Origin of the sequence: Streptomyces virginiae, from assembly GCF_041432505.1 — a bacterium.
Taxonomy (GTDB): Bacteria; Actinomycetota; Actinomycetes; order Streptomycetales; family Streptomycetaceae; genus Streptomyces; species Streptomyces virginiae_A.
Map to the genome: position 1 here is coordinate 1,031,761 of NZ_CP107871.1, position 16,224 is coordinate 1,047,984.

The window sequence follows — 16,224 nt, forward strand, 5'->3', positions numbered from 1 at the left end:
TGTCGGCGACACTGGGAGAGCAGGAGCGTCGTGGGGGGTCGTGATCGGAGGCCGTCGTGAGCACACCTTCCCCCATCCGGATCGCCGCCGTCCTGTCCACCGAGCACCGTGGACGGCTGATGTCCCAGGCCCGTGAGGTCAATTTCCCGGAGAACGCGCGCATCTTCGACGAGGGCACCCGGGCGGATTCCTTCTGGATCGTGCGGTCCGGCACCGTGACCCTGGAGATCCCCGTCGCCGGCCGCCGGCCCGCGCCCGTGGAGAGCCTCGGCCCCGGTGAGCTGGTGGGCTGGTCCTGGTTGTTCCCGCCGTACGTGTGGCAGCTGGGCGCGGAGGCGATGACGCCGGTACGGGCGTACGAGTTCGACGCGGCGACCGTCCGGATGCTGATGGACGCCGACCCCACCTTCGGTTCCGCGATCGGGCACTGGGTCGGACGCGTCCTCGCGATGCGCCTCCAGCAGACGCGCACCCGCCTGCTGGAGATGTACGCGCCCCGCCTCAGCAGCACCGCCTAACCACGCACTCCCGCCCGCTCGGCCGCCCCGCGCCGCAGGCACAGCGCGGCCGGGACGACCGCGGCGGCCACCGCCACGGCCGCGCAGGCTCCGTACGTCGCCGCGAGGGCGTTCCACGGGATCACCAGGCCGCCGCGGGCGTGCAGGACGCCCAGCGCCGCCCGGATCCCGGCCAGGTTCAGGGCGGCGACCAGGGTCCCGGCGATCGCGCCGACGAGGACGACCAGCAGGGACTCCCCCGCCACCATGCGCAGGACCTGCCCGCGGCCGGCGCCTGCCAGCCGCAGCACCGTGAGGTCGCGGGCCCGGTCGGAGGTGGCCATGACCAGCGTGTTGGCGAGCCCGATGCCCGTGTAGAGCAGGGCGATGCCGAGGACCAGCAGCAGGCCCGCCCGGGTGGTGCGGCCGGTCCCGGGCCGGTTCTCGGACATCCACCGGTCCGCGGTGAGGACGCGGCCTCCGGCCGGCCGGGCGGCCTCGGCCAGCGCGGCGCCGACCGTCCGGGGGTCCGCGCCGGTGGCGAGGCGTACGTCGATCCGGTCCACCGTCGCGCCGGGGGCGTTGGCGGGGGTGACGTAGGCCCCGTTGCCGCCGGTGCCGATGCTCATCACGGCGGCGATCCGCAAGGCCTTGCGGGTGCCGTCGCCGAGCCATACCTCGACGGTGGATCCGACGGTGTGCCGCTCCCATTCCTCGGTGACGATGACGGAGTCGTCGTCGAGATCGGTGATCGTGCCGGCCGTGAGAGGCAGTCGGGCGGTCCGGGCCAGTGCGGCGGGGTCCACGGCGCGGGCGTCGGAGCGGATCAGCGCCGTCCCCTCCTCCCGTACGTGGACGGCGGTCGCGGCGGTGGCGGAGATCTCCGTTCCGGGTACGGCCCGGATCCGTTCGATCGTGGCCGGATCGAACCCGCCCGCGCCGGCCGTGATCACGTGGTCGGCGGTCGTCCGCCACCGGATCTCGGCGGCCTTGGCCTCGTTCAGCGTGGCGGTGGTGCCCAGCAGCGATCCGGCCAGGGCCACGGTGACCAGGACGGGGGCCACGACGGCCGCGGTACGGCGGGTGCCGGCCGACGCGTTCTCCCGGATCAACATCCCGCCGGCGCCCGGCAGCCGGGCGGGAAGCCAGGCGATCGACCGGACCAGCGGCCGCACGAGCACCGGCGACAGCAGGGCGAAGGCGACGATGAGGAGCATCGGACGGCTGATGTAGGTCTTGCGGTGGAGCAGGTCGGACGGGTCGGTGAGCAGGGCGTGGGCGAGGGTGCCGAGGCCCGCCGCGAGCAGTCCGGCGCCGACGATCCAGCGCCCCGGGGTCATGGTCCGCGTCTCGAACGCGGCTTCGCGCAGCGCCTCGGCGGGGGCGACCCTGCCCGCCCGCCAGGAGGCGGCGACGGCCCCCGCGAGGGCGACGAGCAGGCCGGCCCAGAAGGCGGCGTGGAAGGGCCAGGTGGCGTCGCCGAGGGTGAACCAGCGGGGCGCGAGGCCCGCGTCCACCAGGTACGAGACGAACACGGGCGCGCCGTACGCCCCGAGCAGGCAGCCCACCGCGGAGGCGGCCACGCCGAGCAGCAGCGCCTCGGCGATCACCGTGCGGCGGATCTGGCCCGGGGTGGCGCCGACCGTACGCAACAGGGCGAATTCCTCGCGGCGTCGGGCGACGGCGAAGGCGAAGGTCGAGGCGACGACGAACACCGAGACGAAGCCGGTGACGCCGCCCGCGGTGCCGAGTGCGGCGTTCACGGCGAGCAGGGCTTCGCTGTCGCGCTCGGGATCGGGATCGGCGTACCGGCGGTCCCGGCCGGTCAGGACCCGGACCTCCGCGTCCCGGCCCGGGAGCGCCCGTACGGCGTTTTGTACGGCCACCTCCACGGCGGTCGGGTCGGCGGCCACGACGAGCTGGTCGATGGCGGGCGAGAGGCGGGCGGCGCGGGCGTCGGACCAGAAGACGGCGTCCTCGAAGCCGCGGTCGGTGACGGTGCCGACGACGGTGAGGGGGCCGTGGTCGGTGTCGATCCGGGCGCCGGGCCGGGCCCAACCGGTCGTGACGACCTCGTCGTCGGCGTGCGGGGCGCGGCCCGCGTCGAGGGTGTACGGGGCGAAGGCGGCGACCGACCAGGGGTGGCCGACCAGGTGCTTCGGTCCGCCTTCGGCGCGGACGGGGAAGGACCGGTCCTCGGTGGTCGGGCCGAGGGCGGCCAGCAGCCGGGCGAGTTCGGGGGTGACGGGCCCGGGGTGGGCGAGCCGGGCGGTGCGTTCCCCGCCGGCGACGGGGACGCGCAGCACGTCGTCGCCCTTGACGACGACGGGGGCCTGGGCGAACCGCTCCGGGAGACGGCGCGGGGCGTCCAGGGTGGCGGCGAGCCCGAGCCCCATGGTGGTGAGGAGGCCGACGCCGAGGGCCAGGGCCACGAAGCTTCCGACGAAGGTGACCCAGCGGGTGCGGGCGGTGCGCAGGGCGAGGGTCAGCACGGCGCCGCCTCCAGCGCGGTCATGCGGGCGGCGATGTCCTGGGCGGGCGCGCCGCGGAGTTCACCGTTGTGCCGGCCGTCGGCGAGGAAGACCACGCGGTCCGCGTAGGAGGCGGCCACGGGGTCGTGGGTGACCATGACGACGGTCTGCTGTCCGGTGTCGACCATGGAGCGGAGCAGGGTGAGCACCTCGCGGCCGGTCCGCGAGTCCAGGGCGCCGGTGGGTTCGTCGCCGAAGAGCACCTCGGGGCGGGTGATGAGGGCGCGGGCCAGGGCCACGCGCTGCTGCTGCCCGCCGGACAGGTGCGCGGGGCGGTGCCGGGCCCGGTCGCCGAGTCCCACCCGGGCGAGGGCCTCGCGGACCTCGGCCTTGGCGGGGCGGCGGCCGGCCAACCGCAGCGGGAGGGCGACGTTCTGTTCGGCGGTCAGGGCGGGCAGCAGGTTGAAGGCCTGGAAGACGAAGCCGATGCGGTCGCGGCGCAGCAGGGTCAGCCGGGTCTCGCCGAGGCCGCCGAGTTCGGTGCCGCCGACGCGCACGCTGCCGGAGGTGGGCCGGTCCAGTCCGGCCGCGCACTGGAGCAGGGTGGACTTGCCGGAGCCGGAGGGGCCCATGACCGCCGTGAAGGTGCCCCGGGGCAAGCCGAGAGAAACCCGGTCGAGGGCGGTGACGGCCCGGTCGCCGGAGCCGAAGACCCGGGTGACGTCCTTGAGTTGGATCGCGTCGTTCTTCATGCCCCCAGCCAACCGTCGCCGATCGCGCGGCACAGCGGGCCCAGGCCGTGTCCCGGGGGTGGGGCCGGCCCTACCCCTGGAGGGGGTCAGGACCCCGTCCGGGCAGATCACAGCCGTGCCGCGGCAGGTTTCGGGGAGGTGTCCCGGTCGGTGTTCGGCCGATTCGGCGGCTCGCTGCCCCACAGGTCAGCCCGCTCACATGGCTGCGGTCTGCAGTCATTCGTACACGATCGGTGACGAAAAATGGGGGTGGGAGCGGGCGTTCACCGCTCACGTCGGCAAGACTGCGTCCGCTATCCGAAACGCCAACCCAAGGGAGTGTTCGAAATGCGGTCCATCGCAAAGGGTCTCGGGCTCGGTTCCGCCGCCATGGCGCTCACCGCGCTCACCGCACTGGCCTGGCCGGGTACGGCCGGGGCCGCACCGACCGGTACGGAGAGCCTGTACGCCCCGTCCGCGCTGGTGCTCAGTGTGACGACCGGACCCGATGCCGAAGCGGGCACGGTCAGGCGCGCCGTGACCCTCGTCTGTTCACCGACGCCCGGCGGTACGCACCCCCACCCGGTCGCCGCGTGCGCCGAGTTACGCGCGAACGGCTCGCAGCTCGACCCGCTCGCCGCGCCGGCCGCCGACGCCGTCTGTACCAGGGAGTGGAACCCGATGACGGTGTCGGCCGTCGGGGTGTGGCAGGGCCGCCGGCTCGACTACACCTACACCTTCGCCAACCCGTGCGGCCTGCGGAACACCTCCGGCATACTGTTCGGCTTCTGACCCCCCGTAGATCGCCTGGCCGGGCGGCGCCGTGCGACCGCCGTCCGGCCCGGCCCGCGGCGGCCTGCCGCCAGGACGACCGAATCCTCAGCCCAGTTCGAGGCTGGTCACCCCGAACAGTTCCGTCAGCGCGAGGTCAGGTGTCGGGCCGGTGTACATGCGGGCGGTCTCGAAGGCCGGTGCCAGGCCGAGGCGTTCGAAGAGCGCGCCGGCCTTCGGGTTCGCGTCCGGTACGTCCACGGACACCTCCCCGTCCGGGGCGTGCCGGGCCAGCCGCCGCACCAGGGCCGCCGCCACCGCCGGGGTGGCCGCGTAGAGGGGGCCGATCCGGTGGGCGGCGCTGGAGGGGCGGATCACGCCGAGGCCCTCGATCCGGCCGTCCCGGACGGCGGCCAGGGCCGTGCGGCCGGGCAGCCCGGTCCAGGCGGACAGGAAGGCGTCCCGCGCCGCGGGGAAGAACCGCCGGTCGTAGGCGGCGAGCCGGCCGAAGGGCAGGGTGGCCGCGTCCACGATCTCGACGGCGCGGTCGTCCTCCCCTTGCGGCACGCCTTCGTAACGGAAGTTGTTCCAAGCCGAACGAAACCCGGATTTACGGTAGTTGTCCTGCTGGTCGACGACTCCGTCCAGGCCCACGAGCCGTCCGTCGAGCCGTTCCATCCCGGCGTGCCACAGCCGGATGCCGTACCCCTGGCCGCGGACGGCGGGCCGGGCGATGTAGAAGCCGATGAAGCCGAAGCCTCCTCCGTACCGGACGGCGGAGATGCAGGCCACCGGCTCGCCGTCCAGCCGCCCCACGAGGAACCCTTCCGGGTCGGCGACCGCGAAGGCGAACCGGTCCGAGTCCCCCGGATTCCATCCCTCTTCGTCGGCCCAGTCGCGGATCAGCTTCATGTCGGCGGCGCTCGCGCCGGCGATCTCGAATCCCGTCATGCCGGTGTTGTACCAGATGGGGCCGGTGTGCGCAGGGGTGCCTGATCAGCCGTCAGGAGAGTTGCGAAAACGGCTTGATCGGCCTCTCGGTGGAGATCGCTGACCTGCCCGTCCCCTACTTCGACGACCCGCCACACCCCGTCCGCGCGCAGCGCGAGGTCGGTGGTCACGAAGGGGCAGCCCAGCGCCTCGACGGCTGCCCGGACGGGTTCGAGGGCCGGATCGAGGACCGGATCGAGAGTCGGATCGAACGGGTGCGGGACCTCGGTGACCGGACTGTCGGGGTGGGCCGTGACCAGCCGGGGCACCCCGTCCCGCCACCACACCCGTACCTCTGCGGCCGCCCCCTCCGGCGTGACGAAGTGCTCGAAGGCCCTCAGCACCACCCCGCCCGTCAGGAACTCGCCCTGCAGTGCGACGAAGCGGGCGACGACGCGACGCAGCGCGGCCGGGTCGGCGAGGTCGGGCACGTAGCAGGCCTCGTCCCACTCGTGCTTGCGGGACTTCACATAGTCCTTGACGACGGCGGCTCCCGGCGGCAGGCCGGCCGCGAGGGCCGCCAGCCCCTCCGGGTCCGGGACCGCGCCCGGCCCCGCCGGCAACCAGCCGCTGACCGGGGTCAGTCCGGCGAAGGTCTCGTACCAGCCGGGGAGTTCGTGCGCGCGCCGGTACGCCTCCGGGGTGACGACGAGCTCGCCACCCCGAAGGCGCAGGGCCGCGTCCAGTGCGGCGTACGGACCCGCGGGGATCATCCAGCCCCGGTACCAGAGGGCTCCTGCCCCCTCCGGAACACGCGCGACGGCCCGCTCCGCGTCCCCGGCGAGCAGCGCGTCGTGGTCGATGAGCAGGGAGGCGCCCCCGACGGCACGCAACTGCCGGGCCTCAGCCGCGAAGTGGGCGTCGGCCCGGCGCTCGTTCAACGGGTCGTGGCAGTAGAGGACGGTGGTGGTCGCGGTTGTCGTAGCCATGCGCCCACCCTATGAACGGCTCCGTCGATCACCGTACGGATTTCAGCCCGCGCAGATCACGTCGTCGAGCCGGATGGGGTCGGAGTCGAGACGCACGTAGGCGGTGAAGGTGTCCGTGGCGCCCGAGGCCCAGTGGGTGGTCACGGTGGCCCAACCCACCGAGGCGGCCTTGGCGACGGTGACCGGGCCGATGGTGATCTCCTGCGGCTCCTCGTGGGAGCAGAGCAGGACGTCGACCTCCTCGCTGACCTGCTGTCTCTCCTTGAGGATCTGCGAGATCCGGTTCTCCCGGTCCTGCGCGGAGGGACCGTGGTCCCCGTAGAAGCCGCTGAGGAAGTCGCTGATCTGGGCAGCGGTGTGTCCCTTCCCCGCGACGGCGGCGGGCGCGGCGAGGGCGGGAACGGACGGCATGACCGGCAGCACGAGCAGGGTCAGCAGCAGGGCACCGAGACGGTACGGCTTGAGCATCATGTCCGGTCTTGTACCCGCCGGGCCGGTGGATCGGGAGGGCCGGGCCCGGATCTCACTCCTGCGGGGGTCGGGATTCACCGCAGAAACGACCCTCCGGCCGGTGCGCGGAAATCGGCTCGCGGACGGCCCGCACCCGTACATAGGGTCGATGCATGGGGAAGCCACTTGTCGCAGTGTTCAGCGGGGCCGGAATGTCCACCGAATCCGGAATTCCGGATTACCGGGGGCCCCAGGGCCTGTGGCGGCGGGAACCCGACGCCGAGAAGCTCGTGACCTACGAGTACTACATGGCCGATCCGGAGATCCGGCGCCGCTCCTGGCTGATGCGCGCCGAGCTCGGCGCGCTCGGAGCACGCCCGAACGCCGCGCACCTGGCCGTGGCGGAGCTGGAGCGCGGCGGCACCCCGGTACGGGTGATCACCCAGAACGTGGACGGGCTGCACCAGCTCGCCGGCATGCCCGACCGCAAGGTGTTCGAGCTGCACGGCAGCGCCCGGTCGGTGGTGTGCACGGGCTGCCACGCCCGGTCGGGGATGGACGAGGCGCTGGCCAGGGTGGCCGCCGGGGAGCCGGATCCCGCCTGCCTGGTGTGCGGCGGGATCCTCAAGTCGGCGACCGTGATGTTCGGCCAGCGGCTCGACCCCGAGGTGCTGGGGCAGGCGATCGCCGTGGCCAAGGGCTGCCAGGTCTTCATCGCCGTCGGGTCGACCCTGCAAGTGCAGCCCGCCGCGTCGCTCGCCGGGATGGCCGCGGAGGCCGGGGCCCGGCTGATCATCGTGAACGCGGAGGAGACCCCGTACGACCCGCTCGCCGACGAGATCGTCCGCGAGCCGATCGGCACGGCCCTGCCGGCTCTGCTGGCCCGGTTCGCCCCGTCCTGACCCACGCCCCGACGCGCCCGGCCACGCCCAGGCCCGATACCTGGCCCGATACCTGGCCCGGCGCCGGCCCGGCCGGCTAGCCCGCGTCCGCCGCCCGGCGCATCTCCCCCACGTCCAGCTTCTTCATCCGCATCATGGCGGCGGTGGCCCGGGCGGCGCGCCCGGGGTCCGGGTCGGCGATCAGGTCGATGGCGCCCGGCGGGATGACCTGCCAGGACACGCCGAACCTGTCCTTGACCCAGCCGCAGACTCCCTCTTCGCCGCCGCCACCGGTCAGCGCGTCCCAGTAGTAGTCCGCCTCCGCCTCGTCGGCGCAGCGGATCTGGAAGGAGATCGCCTCGGTGAAGGGGAACTGGGGGCCGCCGTTGAGGCCGATGAACCGCTGGCCGTTGATCTCGAACTCGACGACCATCACCGAGTCGGCCTCGCCGGGGCCCGCCTCCGTGTACCGGCCGATCCGGCCGATCTTGCCGTCCTTGAAGACGGACAGGTAGTAGTCGGCGGCCGCTTCCGCGTTGCCGTCGAACCACAGACACGTGGTGAATCCGTTGCCGCTCATCTCTGCCTCCGGGCCGGTGACGGGACGGTGGACACCGTCCCTCACCTACAGACCGGCCCCGGACCCGAAATTCATCGGTGGATCCGGGGCCGGTCCGCACGCAGCCGGTATTTCGCCCGTTCGGCCTACTTGGCGGGCTCCGCGCCCTGCGCGAGCATCCGCTCGACGACGCGCTCGGCGGCGTCGCCCTTGTCCAGGTCGCAGAACTCGGCGCGGAACGCCGCCCGCGCCTCGGCGTACTCCGCCCCGACCGTGTCCGCGTTGCGCACGGCCTCGATCAGGCTCGCCGAGTCCGCCAGCAGCGGTCCCGGCGCCTTCGCCTCCAGGTCGAAGTTGAAGCCGCGCAGCGTGTCGCGGTAGTGCGCCAGGTCGTACGTGAAGAGCAGGATCGGCCGGTCGGTGTGCGCGAAGTCGAACATCACGGAGGAGTAGTCCGAGATCAGCACGTCGGCGACCAGCAGCAGGTCGGTCGCGTCGGGCCAGCGCGACACGTCGACGACGAACCCGTCGCGGACGCCGTCACGGACCTGCTCCGTCACGTGGTGGTGGCCACGGATCAGCAGGACGTGGTCCTCGCCCAGCTCGCGACGGGCCTGCTCCAGATCGATCCGCAGGTCGAGCTTGTAGCCGCCCGTGAAGGACTCGTTGTTCTCCCGCCACGTGGGCATGTAGAGGACGACCTTCTTGCCCTCGGGCAGGCCGAGACGGCGACGGACCTCGGCGATCCGCTGCGCGTCGGGCCGTACCAGGGCGTCCGTACGCGGGCCGCCGGCCTCGATGACCTCGCCGTCGTAGCCGAGGGCGCGCTTGAGGAGGGGCGTGGCGTAGGAGCTCGGGGAGGCGAGCAGGGTCCACTGGGCGCTGTCGTGCGCCAGCCCCTCCAGGATCTCCGGGCTCGTGTAGTAGTCGTGCACGAAGTCGTGGCCGATCTGCTTGATCGGCGTACCGTGCCAGGTCTGGACGACGACCTGGCCCGCGCGGCGCTGGAAGCGGTGCGGCACGTTGTCGTTGGTCACGAAGTAGCGGGCGCGGGCGAGCACCTCCCACGACTCCACGCTGCCGTACTGCACGGCGCGGGCGGTCGCGGGGATCTCCGCCTGGCCGTCGCGGACCAGCCAGACGTGGTCGAGCTTCTCGCCGCGGCGCACCAGTTCCTCGTGGATGGCGCGGGGGGAGTCGCCGGCCCGCTGCCCGTGGAAGGTTTCGTAGACGACCATGTCCTTGACCGGCAGGGCGCGCTGCGCCGGGTAGGTCTCGAAGCGGGCGACGCGCTGCGCGTAGTTGGAGCGGTCGTGCGGGCTGAGCAGCGGGTCGACGACCAGCGCCATGCGGTCGTAGAAGCGGGTCTCGACCCGCATCCGGCGGCCCTGCACGGTGATCGGGTGCGGCCCGGCGAACAGCAGGCCGGGGCTCATCTGGACGGGGGCGCCGCGGTCGACACCGAGCAGTCCGGCGGTGGTTCCGCCCTGCGCGGCCGGGCGCAGCGTCGGCCACCAACGACCCTCGGGGATCGTGGTCCGGCCGGCGTACGCCTCGGGGAGCACGGGCTCGAAGACGGCCTCGAAGGCGGCGCCGTCGCGGGTGACGGGGTAGCTGAACTCCACGCCCTGCGCGTTGTGCAGGACGAGCTCGTAGGCCTCGTCGGTCGGCGCGACGAAGCGGCCCCGCAGGGTGAGGGTGCCGTCCTCGGCGGTGACCTCGTCGAGCAGCGGCGGGGAGGGCTGTACCGAGAGGGTCAGGTGGCCGGTGTTGCCGCGCTTGGCGAAGAGGGCGCGGTCCGTCTCCTCGCCGGGCAGGGGCAGGATCAGGCCTTCGAAGCCGCCGCGCTCGTCGTGGACCATGCGGTGCTTGGTGCCGTCGGGGCCGATGACCGACAGGCTCCAGGGCTCGGGGGTCCACTCGCCGGGCTCGCACGCGGCGTCCGGTACGGCGGCCAGGTCGGCCAGCGGTACGCGGGCGGTGAAGGTGGCCCGATCGGCGCCGGACGCGGCGGTCTCCAGCGGGTAGGACAGGACCGTGCCGGTGGTGACGTGGACGGCCTGCAGCGCGGTGGATCCGATGGCCTCGGCGGTGAGTTCGCCGGTGATCTCGACGGCGTCGTCACCCACGGCGTGGACGTCCAGGGCGCGGGCACGGGCGATCTCGACCTGGATGGTGAGGGCGCCGGAGACGGCCGGGACGATCCGGACGTCGGGGGCCACCCAGTGCGGGGGCGGGTTCTGGCCGGTGTCGTGCTCGCCGCCCCGCAGGCGGGCGCGGTGCAGCCCGCCGGCTCCGGTGACGGCGATCGACGTGGTCCATATGCCCTGGTTCCACTTGCCGCCCGACTGGAACATCGAGGGGTCGACGACGGCCGTGAAGCCGGCCCAGTCGGCGTGCCGCAGGGCGAGGTGCGGGGACATCACCGTGGCCATCGGGGAGGCGACGGTCCGGGCGCTGACGACGGAGCGGCGGCGCTTGCCCCCCTCGCGGAAGACCAGCATCTTGCGGGTACCGAGGCGGCTCTCCGCACCGAGGTGGCCGGGGAGGGCGTAGCCGCGCAGCAGCAGCTTGCCGTCGACCCAGGCCGCCTGCTCCAGGCGGCTGACGACGCGGCGCTCGCGCGGGCCGAGGGTGAGGATCTTGGCCGGGACCGGCGGACGGCCGCGCAGGAAGGGGTAGTCCGCCTGCGGGCGGGCGAGACCCTTGACCGGCACGCTGTAGTGGTAGTCGCGCTGGTGGTGCTGGAGCGCGATGAAGTCCTCGACGCGGCCTTCGCCGGCCAGGTACGCCTTGAGTCGGTCGGCGACGGTCAGGTCGGACCAGGGACCGGTGCCGATCTCGCGGACGAGACCGCCGACCTCCTTGACGAAGGCGGCGCGGAAGTCGGGGCCACCCTCGTCGACGTACTTGTAGATGAGCGGGAGTTCCTCGCTCAGCACGTTGTAGTCGTAGTCCCGCAGGTAACGGACGTACTTGGCGCCCTGCTTGGCCTTGAGGGACTCGCGCACCAGGCGCACGGACTTCACGCGGTCGATGAGGGAGATCGGGTCGGTGGAGCGCTGGGTGATGGAGCGCTCGCCGGTCTCGCGCACGCGCCAGTGGTAGACGCAGTCGCTGATGATGTCGACGCTGGAGGCGAAGTAGTGCGCGGGGATGCTGACCGGGGCGTCCTCGTAGAGGATGCCCTCGGGGTACTGGAAGCCGTGCCGGTCCCAGAAGCTGCGCCGGTACACCTTGTTCCACGCGGTGCGGTCGGTGACCAGCGCCGGGAACTTCGAGATGTGGGTCTTCAGCTGGGTGCGGGCGAAAGCGGCCCGGTGCCCCCAGGACTGCTGCATGCCGACGGAGCGGAAACGCTTCACGTTGCCGCCCGCGAAGTCCGAACCCGTCTCGTCGAGCGCGTCGATGAGGCGCTGGTAGGCGTAGTCGGGCATCGTGTCGTCACTGTCGACGAAGGCCAGGTACTCACTGTCCTTGTCGGCGTGACGGGCGCCCACGTTACGGGCCGCACCGAGGCCTGCGTTGTCCTGCATCACGACGCGGAAGCGCTTGTCCTTGGCAGCGAAGGCCTTGGCTATGACGGCGCTGGTGTCCGTGGACCCGTCGTCCACGAGGATGGCCTCGAAGTCTTCGAAGGTCTGGGATGCGATGGATTCCAGGCACTCGTCGAGATAAAGCTCGACGTTGTAGACGGGGACGACGATACTCAGGCGCGGCGGCATGGGTGGCGGTTTCTCCAGCGTTTTATGCTTTGTCGATGATCAGCTGCTCACAGCATCCTACTCTGTAACAGAGTCATAAACTCCACCCATATGGGGCATATGAAGCCAACCGCCAGGGCGGACGGCAAAGAATTCAGCCGTCCGCCACTTCGGCGATGCGGGGGGAGACGGCCCGACCGGCCCGGATCGGGTCGGTCAGACCTCCAGGTCGGCCTCGATCTTCTTCAGTTGATGGCGGGCCATCGCGAGGTTCGCCCGCTTCTTGTCGAGGGCCAGATAGAGGAAGAAGCCCGTGGAGCCACGGCTCTTCATCAGTCGGATCAGGTGGTACTGGCCGCCGAGCGTGATCAGGATGTCCTCGATCTCGTCCTTGAGGCCGAGCATCTCCATCGTGCGGACCTTGGCGCGCACCACGTCCGTGTTGCCCGCCGCCGCGACCGCCAGGTCGAGGTCCTTGCCGCCCCCGATGGTGCCGAGGGCCATGCCACTGCCGTAGTCGACGAGCGCGGCACCGATCGCGCCTTCGATGGTGGTGGTGGCTTCCTTGAGCGCGGTCTCCACATTGACCATGAGAGTGTCCTCTTTCTTGTTTCACTGTTACTGGGATGTGAGGGGAACGTGACTGGCTGTAGTGGGGGGTGGCTACGGCGGAACGCGCCGGGCATCTCGGGCTCGGCCGCCGGTCGGAACGCGGATCAACCGGGCGGGGCTCCGGGGCCCCGTCGCCCGAGGGTGTGGTCGATCAGTTCGGCGATCCGGAGACTGGAGCGCCGGGCCTCCAGGTGGAGGCGCCCGACGTTGACGCGCGGCTCGGCGGTCAGGGTGAGGACCGCCGCCAGGCCGGCCGCGTAGGTGGCGACGTATCCGTCCTCACCGCGTACCAGCAGTTCGCGGAAGGCACCCTGGCCGGTGCAGTCGCTGAGCCGCTGGGCCACCCCGAGGGCGGCCGCGGTCAGCGCGGCGACGGACTCGGCCTCGGTGGCCGCGCTGTCCTGGGCGAGCACGAAACCGTCGGCGCTCGCGGCGAGGGCGCCGGTGAGCTGAGGTACCCGGGCCCGCAGCCTGCGAAGCTCGGCGAGTATCTCGGCCTCCGTCTCGGGGGGCACGGTACTCATGTCGGCCTTACTCCTTTCGGGCTGCCTACGCTCGGAGCGGTCGGCGCGCAGGGCCGGTCGCAGCGGGAGCCTCACAGACTTGCCTCCAGTGCGTCGCGTAACCGGCGGAGCAGCGCCACGTCCGGGGATTGGGCCTCGGTCATCCAGTCGGGCAGGGGCGCCACGGCCGGTGGCGGGGCCGGGGTGTGTGGGGTCTCGACCAGTCCGGCCGCCGCGAGGCGCCGTACGTCGAGCAGGGTGTGGAAGGCGGGCCGGCCCAGGACCCACGCGAGGTCGGCCGGGGTGCGCAGGCCGTCGGCCTGGCCGAGCAGGGCCCGTTGTCGGGCGGTGATCGTCTGGCCGGGCGCGGCCGCCCGGGGGACGACCGGGGAGGTGTCCAGCAGGGGGTACGGCCAGACCGCGTCGAGCAGGTCCCGGCGGCGCCGGGTCTCCCGTTCGACGGCGGCCGCGGGAACGGAACGGACGGAGCCGATCCAGTGGGTGGCCCCGCGGCGGAAGCGGGAGGGCCCGCTGCCCGGGGAGAGTGCGAAGAAGGCGGCGTCGAATATGGCGGCGAGGTGGCATATCTCCAGCTCTCCGCCGGCGAGCCCGCCGCTGTCCACGAGGAAGCGCGCGACCTGGCGGCGGGCACCGGCCCGGTCCACGGCCTCGCGCCAGCGTTCGGGGGCGAGGCCGCCACCGGTGGTGAGCAGTACGTCGAGACCGGGGGTGGCCGGGCTCTCCGCGTGCACGATGCGGCCGTCCTCCAGGAAGAGGGTGCCGCGGTCGCGGAGCAGGGCGCCGGTGGCGCGCTCCGCGGCGAGTCGGGTGAGAAGGGGGGAGACAGCGGCGAAGGTATTCGGGGCCGTGGCGGTGGCCGGGGAGGTCATCTCAGTACCAGCCCCTCGGCCAGGGCACGGAGCCTGTGGCGCGCGAGGGCGAGATTGCCGTCCGCGCGGTCGAGCCACAGGTGCAGGAATACGCTGCTGTCGAAGCTTGTCTCGACGAAGCGCAGGACGTGGTATCCAGTGCGGGTGGTGACGATCAGATCCTCGACGGGCGGGCCGGCCGGTAAGCCGGCGGACGAACCGGCGGAGGGAACGGCTCCGCCACCGTGTGCCGGGTCGGTCCCCACCGGGGCGAAGGACTCGTACTCGGCGGCCGCCCGAGCCAGTTCGGCGGTCTCGGCGGCGGTGGTCTCGTGGTCACCCACGGGCGACTCCCCCGCGGTGCCGAGGGCCAGTCCGCTGCTCCAGTCGACCAGCGCGGCCCCCCGCGCACCAGGCAGGGCCATGGCTTCGAGCAGGCATTCGTCGATCCCGGGCACGCGGGCTCCCCTCCCGGCCGGACGTGCGGGATGCACGGTTCGTACGGCGCGACAGGAGGGAACTTACTCAAGTTCCACTGTACGAAAGGGCGTTCTGGCATTTTCCGCTGGAACATGCCAGGAAGGGTGCGAGAGCTTGGCCGGAACGCGTCGGAATTTGATCACGAAGCGAGCGGAAGATCGTCCGCGAGGCGAAAGGACCCTCCCTCGCGCTGCACATAACCCTCGTGGCTGAGGGTGCGCAGCAGGTGGTAAACCGTGGGCAAAGGGATCCCGGTGAGCCGGGCGAGCCGTTTCGCCGTCACCCCGCCTTCCGCGGACATCGCCTCCAGGAGGCGCAGCGCGCGCTGCACGGAGCCGATCAGGGTGGGTGTGCTGTCCTTCTGACTGTGGTCGGTGCCCATGACTAGTCCCCCTGCTCCGGTACGAGGCCTGGCAAACCCATCAAAGTGGCTCACCGGGCGCAAAACCAGCGGACTCGCGTAAACCTGAGCATAAGATCACCGCATCCCGGCCCTGGGCGGACCGCTAACGCGTGCAGGTCACGTACGCCGGGAGCGGGGTGTCGGCGATCAGGTGGCGCGGCAGGGACAGGCCGAAGCGACGTTCCACGACGGCGAGGGTACGGCGGTCACGCTCCGCGTCGGCTTCGCCCGCCGGGCGGGCGCACGCGCCGTCCGGGGTGAGGATCCCTGCCGCGATCAGCTCCGGGAGCAGGAAGTCCGGCCGGTGGCCGCCGCGCCAGCATTCCTCGCCGAGGCCGAAGCAACAGACCAGTTCGCCGTCCCGGGCGTACGCGAACTGCTTGGGCGGACGGTCGGGCTGGGGGTCGAGGTGGACGGCCTCGACGCCGCCCCGGGAGACCTCGGCGAGCCGTTCGGCTCCGGCCGGCTGACCGTGTTCGACGGCGAAGGACCAGCCGCCCCACCGGCCGACCCGGGCCACGCCGTCACCGTCCACGGTCTCGGCGACCATGCTCCAGGCGTCGTGCGCGCCGAGCGGCCCCGGCCGCACGCCCGGCAGCGCGCCGAGCCGTGCGGCGAGTTCGTCGGGGCCTATACCCCGGGCGAAGGTCAGACCGGCGAACCACTGGTCCCAGTCGGCCAGCCCGCTGATTCCGTCCGCCACGTCCTCTGCGATGTCCACCATGTCCGCGCTCCCCACGGTTTGCCCACCCCGCCGGTGCTTGTTCCCCGGCACGATAGTCAGTCCGCGGGCTTCTCCGGGAGGAGGCGCTCGACCATCGTCCGAATGAGCCCCTGCGCCGGGTGCGCCTCCAGCATCGCGGGCGCGGTCAGGTCGTCCACGATCAGGCCGAGCATCGCCATGTACATCAGGACCACACCCTGCCGGTCCCCGGGCAGGCCCGCGTCCAGGTGCCACCTGATGTTGGCCTCCAGCTCCAGGCCCTGGAAGGACGCGAGCTCCGCCTGGAGCTCGGGGCGCCGGGTGCCCTCCAGCCGCAGCTCCAGCATGGCGATGTGCACACTGCGCTCGCGCCGCATCCGCTCCAGGAGCCGGTTGAGCAGGACCTCGGTGTCCAGCGGGCCGACCAGGTCCGCCGGGTCCGGGACCAGCCGCTCCCGGGTGCGGTGCAAGATCTGCACGAGCAGCTGGGAACGGTTGGCGAAGTAGTTCGAGGCGGTGCCCGTGGGCACACCCGCCTCGGCGTCCACCGCGCGCAGGGTCAGGCCGCGCGAGCCCTCGCGCGCCAGGACTTCGATGGCGGCGTCGAGCAGTGCGGCGCGGCGCTGCGGGTTCTGGCGCATGGGCGGATCCCTGGGGGTGGGTGGGGCGCA

17 protein-coding genes are annotated in these 16,224 nt (G+C 72.4%); 3 read left to right on the plus strand and 14 right to left on the minus strand.

Annotation, left to right across the window (positions count from 1 at the left end):
* Nucleotides 1–56 precede the first annotated feature (56 nt).
* Complete coding sequence (locus OG624_RS04980) at nucleotides 57–518, plus strand: Crp/Fnr family transcriptional regulator (protein ID WP_033213868.1); 462 nt, start codon at nucleotides 57–59, stop codon at nucleotides 516–518.
* On the opposite strand, the gene OG624_RS04985 is transcribed toward OG624_RS04980, so the two are convergent.
* Both OG624_RS04985 and OG624_RS04990 read right to left on the minus strand, forming a co-directional pair.
* Complete coding sequence (locus tag OG624_RS04985; RefSeq protein WP_371639135.1) at nucleotides 515–2,989, minus strand: FtsX-like permease family protein; 2,475 nt, start codon at nucleotides 2,987–2,989, stop codon at nucleotides 515–517. The genes OG624_RS04980 and OG624_RS04985 overlap by 4 nt on opposite strands.
* Complete coding sequence (locus tag OG624_RS04990) at nucleotides 2,983–3,720, minus strand: ABC transporter ATP-binding protein (RefSeq protein ID WP_033213871.1); 738 nt, start codon at nucleotides 3,718–3,720, stop codon at nucleotides 2,983–2,985. Before OG624_RS04990 ends, OG624_RS04985 begins: the two co-directional genes overlap by 7 nt.
* A 327-nt stretch (nucleotides 3,721–4,047) precedes the next feature.
* On the opposite strand from OG624_RS04990, the gene OG624_RS04995 reads away from it, so the two are divergent.
* Nucleotides 4,048–4,491: a subtilase-type protease inhibitor gene (locus OG624_RS04995; protein WP_033213873.1), complete on the plus strand. Its 444-nt coding sequence runs from the start codon at nucleotides 4,048–4,050 to the stop codon at nucleotides 4,489–4,491.
* A gap of 87 nt (nucleotides 4,492–4,578) precedes the next feature.
* Here the strand turns inward: OG624_RS04995 and OG624_RS05000 are convergent, their stop codons facing one another.
* The 3 genes from OG624_RS05000 to OG624_RS05010 are packed head-to-tail and all read right to left on the minus strand — an operon-like array spanning nucleotide 4,579 to nucleotide 6,860.
* Nucleotides 4,579–5,421, minus strand: a complete 843-nt coding sequence (locus OG624_RS05000; RefSeq protein ID WP_033213875.1) for a GNAT family N-acetyltransferase — start codon at nucleotides 5,419–5,421, stop codon at nucleotides 4,579–4,581.
* Nucleotides 5,418–6,389 carry an ATP-grasp domain-containing protein gene (locus OG624_RS05005; protein ID WP_371639136.1) on the minus strand — a complete coding sequence of 324 codons (972 nt, stop codon included), beginning with the start codon at nucleotides 6,387–6,389 and terminating at the stop codon, nucleotides 5,418–5,420. The genes OG624_RS05000 and OG624_RS05005 overlap by 4 nt, the downstream gene beginning before the upstream one ends.
* 42 nt (nucleotides 6,390–6,431) lie before the next feature.
* Nucleotides 6,432–6,860, minus strand: a complete 429-nt coding sequence (locus tag OG624_RS05010) for a hypothetical protein (RefSeq protein WP_237545289.1) — start codon at nucleotides 6,858–6,860, stop codon at nucleotides 6,432–6,434.
* Nucleotides 6,861–7,012: 152 nt separating this feature from the next.
* Here OG624_RS05010 and OG624_RS05015 point away from each other — a divergent pair, with 152 nt between their 5' ends.
* Nucleotides 7,013–7,741 carry an SIR2 family NAD-dependent protein deacylase gene (locus tag OG624_RS05015; RefSeq protein WP_371639137.1) on the plus strand — a complete coding sequence of 243 codons (729 nt, stop codon included), beginning with the start codon at nucleotides 7,013–7,015 and terminating at the stop codon, nucleotides 7,739–7,741.
* Between the two features lie 76 nt (nucleotides 7,742–7,817).
* Here the strand turns inward: OG624_RS05015 and OG624_RS05020 are convergent, their stop codons facing one another.
* From OG624_RS05020 to OG624_RS05060, 9 genes are all read right to left on the minus strand, one after another.
* Nucleotides 7,818–8,300, minus strand: coding sequence for a VOC family protein (locus tag OG624_RS05020; RefSeq protein ID WP_161288950.1), 483 nt, complete (start codon nucleotides 8,298–8,300; stop codon nucleotides 7,818–7,820).
* A gap of 125 nt (nucleotides 8,301–8,425) precedes the next feature.
* Nucleotides 8,426–12,004: a bifunctional glycosyltransferase/CDP-glycerol:glycerophosphate glycerophosphotransferase gene (locus OG624_RS05025; protein ID WP_033213881.1), complete on the minus strand. Its 3,579-nt coding sequence runs from the start codon at nucleotides 12,002–12,004 to the stop codon at nucleotides 8,426–8,428.
* Nucleotides 12,005–12,199: 195 nt separating this feature from the next.
* Nucleotides 12,200–12,574, minus strand: coding sequence for a hypothetical protein (locus OG624_RS05030; protein ID WP_030758398.1), 375 nt, complete (start codon nucleotides 12,572–12,574; stop codon nucleotides 12,200–12,202).
* A 125-nt stretch (nucleotides 12,575–12,699) separates the two neighbouring features.
* Nucleotides 12,700–13,119: a roadblock/LC7 domain-containing protein gene (locus OG624_RS05035; protein ID WP_033213885.1), complete on the minus strand. Its 420-nt coding sequence runs from the start codon at nucleotides 13,117–13,119 to the stop codon at nucleotides 12,700–12,702.
* A gap of 71 nt (nucleotides 13,120–13,190) precedes the next feature.
* Nucleotides 13,191–13,988, minus strand: a complete 798-nt coding sequence (locus OG624_RS05040) for a transcriptional regulator (RefSeq protein ID WP_371639138.1) — start codon at nucleotides 13,986–13,988, stop codon at nucleotides 13,191–13,193.
* Nucleotides 13,985–14,425 (minus strand): hypothetical protein, encoded by a 441-nt coding sequence (locus tag OG624_RS05045; protein WP_033213894.1) that lies wholly within the window; start codon nucleotides 14,423–14,425, stop codon nucleotides 13,985–13,987. Before OG624_RS05045 ends, OG624_RS05040 begins: the two co-directional genes overlap by 4 nt.
* A 161-nt stretch (nucleotides 14,426–14,586) precedes the next feature.
* On the minus strand, nucleotides 14,587–14,829 hold the full coding sequence (locus tag OG624_RS05050) for a helix-turn-helix domain-containing protein (RefSeq protein WP_030723034.1): 243 nt from the start codon (nucleotides 14,827–14,829) through the stop codon (nucleotides 14,587–14,589).
* 124 nt (nucleotides 14,830–14,953) lie between these two features.
* The gene (locus OG624_RS05055) at nucleotides 14,954–15,574 is read right to left on the minus strand and encodes a DUF6461 domain-containing protein (RefSeq protein ID WP_326747341.1); all 621 of its coding nucleotides are present in this window, start codon (nucleotides 15,572–15,574) and stop codon (nucleotides 14,954–14,956) included.
* A gap of 56 nt (nucleotides 15,575–15,630) precedes the next feature.
* Nucleotides 15,631–16,194, minus strand: a complete 564-nt coding sequence (locus OG624_RS05060; protein WP_033213900.1) for a TetR/AcrR family transcriptional regulator — start codon at nucleotides 16,192–16,194, stop codon at nucleotides 15,631–15,633.
* Between the last annotated feature and the right edge of the window lie 30 nt (nucleotides 16,195–16,224).

Coding starts and splice junctions, on each gene's coding strand:
- OG624_RS04990 (WP_033213871.1), bottom strand. CDS start 3,720: ATGAAGAACGACGCGATCCAACTCAAGGACGTCACCCGGGTCTTCGGC.
- OG624_RS04995 (WP_033213873.1), top strand. CDS start 4,048: ATGCGGTCCATCGCAAAGGGTCTCGGGCTCGGTTCCGCCGCCATGGCG.
- OG624_RS05000 (WP_033213875.1), bottom strand. CDS start 5,421: ATGACGGGATTCGAGATCGCCGGCGCGAGCGCCGCCGACATGAAGCTG.
- OG624_RS05005 (WP_371639136.1), bottom strand. CDS start 6,389: ATGGCTACGACAACCGCGACCACCACCGTCCTCTACTGCCACGACCCG.
- OG624_RS05010 (WP_237545289.1), bottom strand. CDS start 6,860: ATGATGCTCAAGCCGTACCGTCTCGGTGCCCTGCTGCTGACCCTGCTC.
- OG624_RS05015 (WP_371639137.1), top strand. CDS start 7,013: ATGGGGAAGCCACTTGTCGCAGTGTTCAGCGGGGCCGGAATGTCCACC.
- OG624_RS05020 (WP_161288950.1), bottom strand. CDS start 8,300: ATGAGCGGCAACGGATTCACCACGTGTCTGTGGTTCGACGGCAACGCG.
- OG624_RS05025 (WP_033213881.1), bottom strand. CDS start 12,004: ATGCCGCCGCGCCTGAGTATCGTCGTCCCCGTCTACAACGTCGAGCTT.
- OG624_RS05030 (WP_030758398.1), bottom strand. CDS start 12,574: ATGGTCAATGTGGAGACCGCGCTCAAGGAAGCCACCACCACCATCGAA.
- OG624_RS05035 (WP_033213885.1), bottom strand. CDS start 13,119: ATGAGTACCGTGCCCCCCGAGACGGAGGCCGAGATACTCGCCGAGCTT.
- OG624_RS05040 (WP_371639138.1), bottom strand. CDS start 13,988: ATGACCTCCCCGGCCACCGCCACGGCCCCGAATACCTTCGCCGCTGTC.
- OG624_RS05050 (WP_030723034.1), bottom strand. CDS start 14,829: ATGGGCACCGACCACAGTCAGAAGGACAGCACACCCACCCTGATCGGC.
- OG624_RS05055 (WP_326747341.1), bottom strand. CDS start 15,574: ATGGTGGACATCGCAGAGGACGTGGCGGACGGAATCAGCGGGCTGGCC.
- OG624_RS05060 (WP_033213900.1), bottom strand. CDS start 16,194: ATGCGCCAGAACCCGCAGCGCCGCGCCGCACTGCTCGACGCCGCCATC.